Source organism: Desulfovibrio sp. 1214_IL3152 (genome assembly GCF_036763055.1).
Lineage (GTDB): Bacteria > Desulfobacterota > Desulfovibrionia > Desulfovibrionales > Desulfovibrionaceae > Desulfovibrio.
Map to the genome: position 1 here is coordinate 1 of NZ_JBAIYW010000598.1, position 4,176 is coordinate 4,176.

Consider the following 4,176-nt stretch of genomic DNA (forward strand, 5'->3'; position numbering starts at 1 on the left):
GCTTCGCGCCACCATGCAGGGCCTCATCTCCCTGCGCAGCGCCGATGACGTGTCGGCGTTGCGCGGCAAGAAGCTGGAAGCTCCGAGGAAGTAGTCATGGCAGAAATCACGGTAAAACTCGTTCGTTCGCGCATCGGCGCTTCGCCGGCGCAGCGCAAGCTGCTGGACTCCCTTGGCCTCAAGCGCCGCGAGATGGTCAAGACGTTCAAGGACACCCCGGCCATCCGGGGCATCATCGCCAAAGTTCCGCATATGGTGGCCGTTGTCGAATAACGGCCGGAGGACATATACCATGCAACTGCACAATCTCTATCCTTTCCCGGAAGAGCGCAAAACCCGCCGCAGGGTGGGTCGTGGCTCTGGCTCCGGTCTGGGTTGCACGGCGGGCAAGGGCCACAAAGGCCAGAATGCCCGTGCCGGCGGCGGCGTGGCCCCCGGCTTTGAAGGCGGCCAGATGCCCCTGCAGCGCCGTTTGCCCAAGCACGGCTTCAAGAACGCCCCCTTCAAGGTAACCTACGACGTGATCAATCTTGACCGTCTGGTTGAAGCTTTTGAAGGCAAGGATTCCATTACGCTGGACGACATCTACGCCCGCGGCCTGGCCCGCATGGGTGCGCCCGTGAAAATCCTTTCGCGCGGCGAAGTCAAAAGCGCTCTCAAGGTCGAAGCTCACAAGTTCAGCCAGTCTGCTGCGGAAAAAATCCGTGGCGCAGGCGGCGAAGTGAGCGAGCTTGAAGCTGTTCCCGCGGCTTAACAGTTGACGCCAAACCGGCTGGTTTAACGACCAGCCGGTTTGTTCCGCTTCCGGCCTGCCGGGCGGAAAAGGTGAAGGCCCCTGCAAGGAATTTTGCATTTTGATTTCGGCGGCCTTCAGGGCATGGCCCTGTCAATGCCAGGCATTGGCCTCATCGACTTCGTGCGCGAAGGGGATGAGGCTGTGCATATACTGCGCCTCAGGCGCATAAACGCAAAGAGTCTTACATGGCAGTAGGAACGGCAAACACTGTGGCGGGTCAGCCTTCGCTGTTCAAGCGACTTGGCTGGACCTTCCTGATTTTGTGCTGCTACCGTATCGGTGTGCATGTGCCCATTCCGGGTGTGGACGCCTCCGCCCTCGCGTCTTTTTTCCAAAGCATGCAGGGAACGCTGTTCAGCCTTTTTGACATGTTCTCCGGCGGCGGTCTGTCCAACGTTTCCGTCTTTGCCCTGGGCGTCATGCCGTACATCTCGGCCAGCATCATCATGCAACTGCTCCAGGTCATCAGCCCGGACGTGAAGCGCATGGCAAAGGAAGAAGGGCAGGCCGGGCGTCGCAAGCTCACCCAGTACACCCGCTACCTTACCGTGCTTATCACTCTGGTGCAGGGTCTGGGCATAGCCGTGGGCCTTGAGACCATGACAAGCCCTGCGGGCGCGTCCGTGGTGCTTAATCCCGGCTGGCAGTTCCGCCTGGTGACCATGACCACGTTCACCGCCGGTTCGGTGCTGGTCATGTGGCTTGGCGAACAGATTACGGAACGGGGCATCGGCAACGGCATATCACTGATCATTTTCTGCGGCATTGTGGTGGGCATCCCCCGTGGGATCATCCAGTCCGTGGCGCTGATTCAGGCCGGGGACATGAGCATCTTCATGGCCTTGGTCATCGTGGTCTTTATGGCTGCGGTGCTCATAGCCATTGTTTTTGTGGAACGGTCGCAACGGCGTATACCTATAAGTTATGCCAAGCGGCAGGTGGGCCGCAAGATGTACGGCGGGCAGAACTCGCATCTGCCGCTGCGCCTCAATACAGCCGGCGTTATTCCGCCCATTTTCGCCTCTTCGTTGCTGCTTTTTCCGGCCACCATCGGTCAGTTTTCCAGCAATGAATATGTAAAGCACGCTGCGGAGCTGTTTTCGCCCCAGGGCGTGGCTTACAACGTGCTCTACGTGGGCCTTATGTTCTTCTTCTGCTATTTCTATACCGCCATTATTTTTGATCCCAAGGATATGGCTGAAAACCTCAAGAAGAACGGCGGCTTCATTCCCGGCATTCGTCCTGGCGAAAAGACGCAGGAATATATTGATACTGTACTGACACGGCTGACCCTCTCGGGGGCCACCTACATTTCCATCGTATGCCTTCTGCCCATGTTGCTTATCAGCAACTTTAACGTGCCGTTCTTCTTTGGCGGCACGAGCCTGCTGATTCTTGTGGGCGTGGCTATGGACTTTATGAATCAGGTGGAATCTCATATGATTTCCAGCCAGTATCAGGGCCTGATGGCCAAGGCGCGCAAAAGCGGCCGGCTGTAACCAACGGGTGATGGAGTATGAAGAAATATCACGGCGCGTACATCAAGAACGAGCGTGAAATAGGCTGCCTGCGCGAAGCAAACCGCATGGTCGCCAACGTTCTTGATGCCGTGGGTGACATGGTGGCTCCCGGCCTTCCCACCATGCGCCTTGAAGAGCTGGCGCGCGACATGTGCGCCGATTACAAGGTCAAACCGGCCTTTCTGGGCTACTGCGGCTATCCATATGCCCTGTGCTGCTCGGTCAACGAGCAGGTGGTGCATGGTTTTCCTTCCGGGCGGCTGCTTGAGGAAGGAGATATCGTCAGTGTGGATATGGGCGTGGTCTTTGAAGGCTTTGTGGGTGACGCGGCGCGCACCTTCCCAGTGGGCAAGGTGAGCGACGAGGCCCGAAAACTCATGCGGATTACCGAGGAAAGCCTCTACGTCGGCATCGAGCAGGCGCGGGCGGGCAACGATGTCTATAACATCGGGGCCGCCGTGCAGGATTATGTGGAAGCCGCAGGTTTCAACGTGGTGCGACGTTTTGTGGGACACGGCGTGGGCGCCAAGATGCACGAAAAGCCCGAGGTGCCCAACTTCCGGCCCGGCATGCGCGGGTTGACCCTGCAAAACGGCATGGTGATCGCCATCGAACCCATGGTCACCATGGGAACCTACGAGGTCGACATACTTGACGACCAGTGGACTGCGGTGACGCGCGACGGCCTTTGGGCCGCGCACTTCGAGCACAGTGTTGCCATTACGCCGTCCGGGCCGCAAATCCTCAGCATCTCGGACCGTGGACTCAACCGGCACACCATCGAAGGTTGACAGAACAGGTAAAGCCGGATAAAGATTTCCGTTCACGTCCTTTTGTTTGGAGGACGTCGGTCAGCCGTCTGTGCGGCCTGTGCCGGTTTGCCGGAGACTTTATCTGTCAAAGCTAAGGCTCTTATTGGAGAAATGGAATGAAAGTAAGACCTTCCGTCAAGAAAATATGCCCCAAGTGTAAGGTTATCCGGCGCAAGGGAGTGCTTCGAGTTATCTGCGAAAACCCCCGGCACAAGCAGCGCCAGGGCTAGGGCAGGAGACATATTGTGGCGAGAATAGCAGGTGTTGATTTGCCTCGCGGCAAACGGGTGGACATTGCGCTCACCTATATCTATGGCATTGGCCGTACCACGGCCATGAAAATTCTGGACACCACCGGCGTCAACTGGGAGCGTAGTATCGACGACCTCTCTGCTGACGAAGTGAACGAGATCCGTAAGGAACTCGAGCAGCACTACAAGGTGGAAGGCGATCTTCGCCGCGAAGTGTCCAGCAATATTAAGCGCCTTATGGACATTGGCTGCTACCGTGGCCTTCGTCACCGTCGCGGCCTGCCTGTGCATGGTCAGCGCACCCATACCAACGCGCGTACCCGCAAGGGTCCCCGTCGCGGAGCCGTGGGCAAAAAGAAGTAGGGCGTGCGGCTGCGCTTGTCGCAGTTTGTAAAGCGGACGCAGCATTCGTGCTGCCGTGAGGACGAACGGATTTCCGCCGCGCGCGGAGCATAAATCTGACAAGCTCCATCCAGAGGGATAGATATGGCCAGACCCAAAAAAGTGGTCAAGAAAAAGGAAAAGAAAAGCGTGCCGGTGGGCATTGCCCACATCCAGGCTTCGTTTAATAATACCATTATTACTTTTACGGATACGCGCGGAAACGCTGTTTCCTGGGCCTCTGCAGGCCAGAGCGGCTTTAAGGGCTCGCGCAAGTCTACGCCTTTCGCCGCTCAGGTGGCTGCCGAAACAGCCGCCCGCAAGGCGCAGGATAACGGCATGCGCACTGTCGGCATCTATGTGCAGGGTCCCGGTTCCGGCCGTGAAGCTGCCATGCGCGCCATTTCGGCCGCCGG

At 58.0% G+C, this 4,176-nt stretch carries 7 protein-coding genes; all 7 read left to right on the top strand.

Annotated elements, in window-relative coordinates; translation table 11 throughout:
* Window positions 1–96 precede the first annotated feature (96 nt).
* Window positions 97–273 carry a 50S ribosomal protein L30 gene (rpmD, locus tag V6C07_RS12600; protein ID WP_333536823.1) on the top strand — a complete coding sequence of 59 codons (177 nt, stop codon included), beginning with the start codon at window positions 97–99 and terminating at the stop codon, window positions 271–273.
* 19 nt (window positions 274–292) lie between these two features.
* On the top strand, window positions 293–754 hold the full coding sequence (rplO, locus tag V6C07_RS12605) for a 50S ribosomal protein L15 (protein WP_333536824.1): 462 nt from the start codon (window positions 293–295) through the stop codon (window positions 752–754).
* 227 nt (window positions 755–981) lie between these two features.
* Window positions 982–2,295, top strand: a complete 1,314-nt coding sequence (secY, locus tag V6C07_RS12610) for a preprotein translocase subunit SecY (RefSeq protein ID WP_333536825.1) — start codon at window positions 982–984, stop codon at window positions 2,293–2,295.
* A 17-nt stretch (window positions 2,296–2,312) separates the two neighbouring features.
* On the top strand, window positions 2,313–3,107 hold the full coding sequence (map, locus tag V6C07_RS12615; RefSeq protein WP_012624315.1) for a type I methionyl aminopeptidase: 795 nt from the start codon (window positions 2,313–2,315) through the stop codon (window positions 3,105–3,107).
* Between the two features lie 137 nt (window positions 3,108–3,244).
* The gene (gene rpmJ, locus V6C07_RS12620) at window positions 3,245–3,358 is read left to right on the top strand and encodes a 50S ribosomal protein L36 (protein WP_005027799.1); all 114 of its coding nucleotides are present in this window, start codon (window positions 3,245–3,247) and stop codon (window positions 3,356–3,358) included.
* Window positions 3,359–3,373: 15 nt separating this feature from the next.
* Complete coding sequence (gene rpsM, locus V6C07_RS12625) at window positions 3,374–3,742, top strand: 30S ribosomal protein S13 (protein WP_012624316.1); 369 nt, start codon at window positions 3,374–3,376, stop codon at window positions 3,740–3,742.
* 123 nt (window positions 3,743–3,865) lie between these two features.
* Window positions 3,866–4,176, top strand: a 311-nt coding sequence (gene rpsK, locus V6C07_RS12630; protein WP_333536827.1) for a 30S ribosomal protein S11, incomplete at its 3' end; no start/stop codon positions are given.

Excerpts from the sequence above, each read along its gene's own strand:
- map (WP_012624315.1), top strand. The coding sequence starts at position 2,313 with ATGAAGAAATATCACGGCGCGTACATCAAGAACGAGCGTGAAATAGGC.
- secY (WP_333536825.1), top strand. The coding sequence starts at position 982 with ATGGCAGTAGGAACGGCAAACACTGTGGCGGGTCAGCCTTCGCTGTTC.
- rpmD (WP_333536823.1), top strand. The coding sequence starts at position 97 with ATGGCAGAAATCACGGTAAAACTCGTTCGTTCGCGCATCGGCGCTTCG.
- rplO (WP_333536824.1), top strand. The coding sequence starts at position 293 with ATGCAACTGCACAATCTCTATCCTTTCCCGGAAGAGCGCAAAACCCGC.
- rpmJ (WP_005027799.1), top strand. The coding sequence starts at position 3,245 with ATGAAAGTAAGACCTTCCGTCAAGAAAATATGCCCCAAGTGTAAGGTT.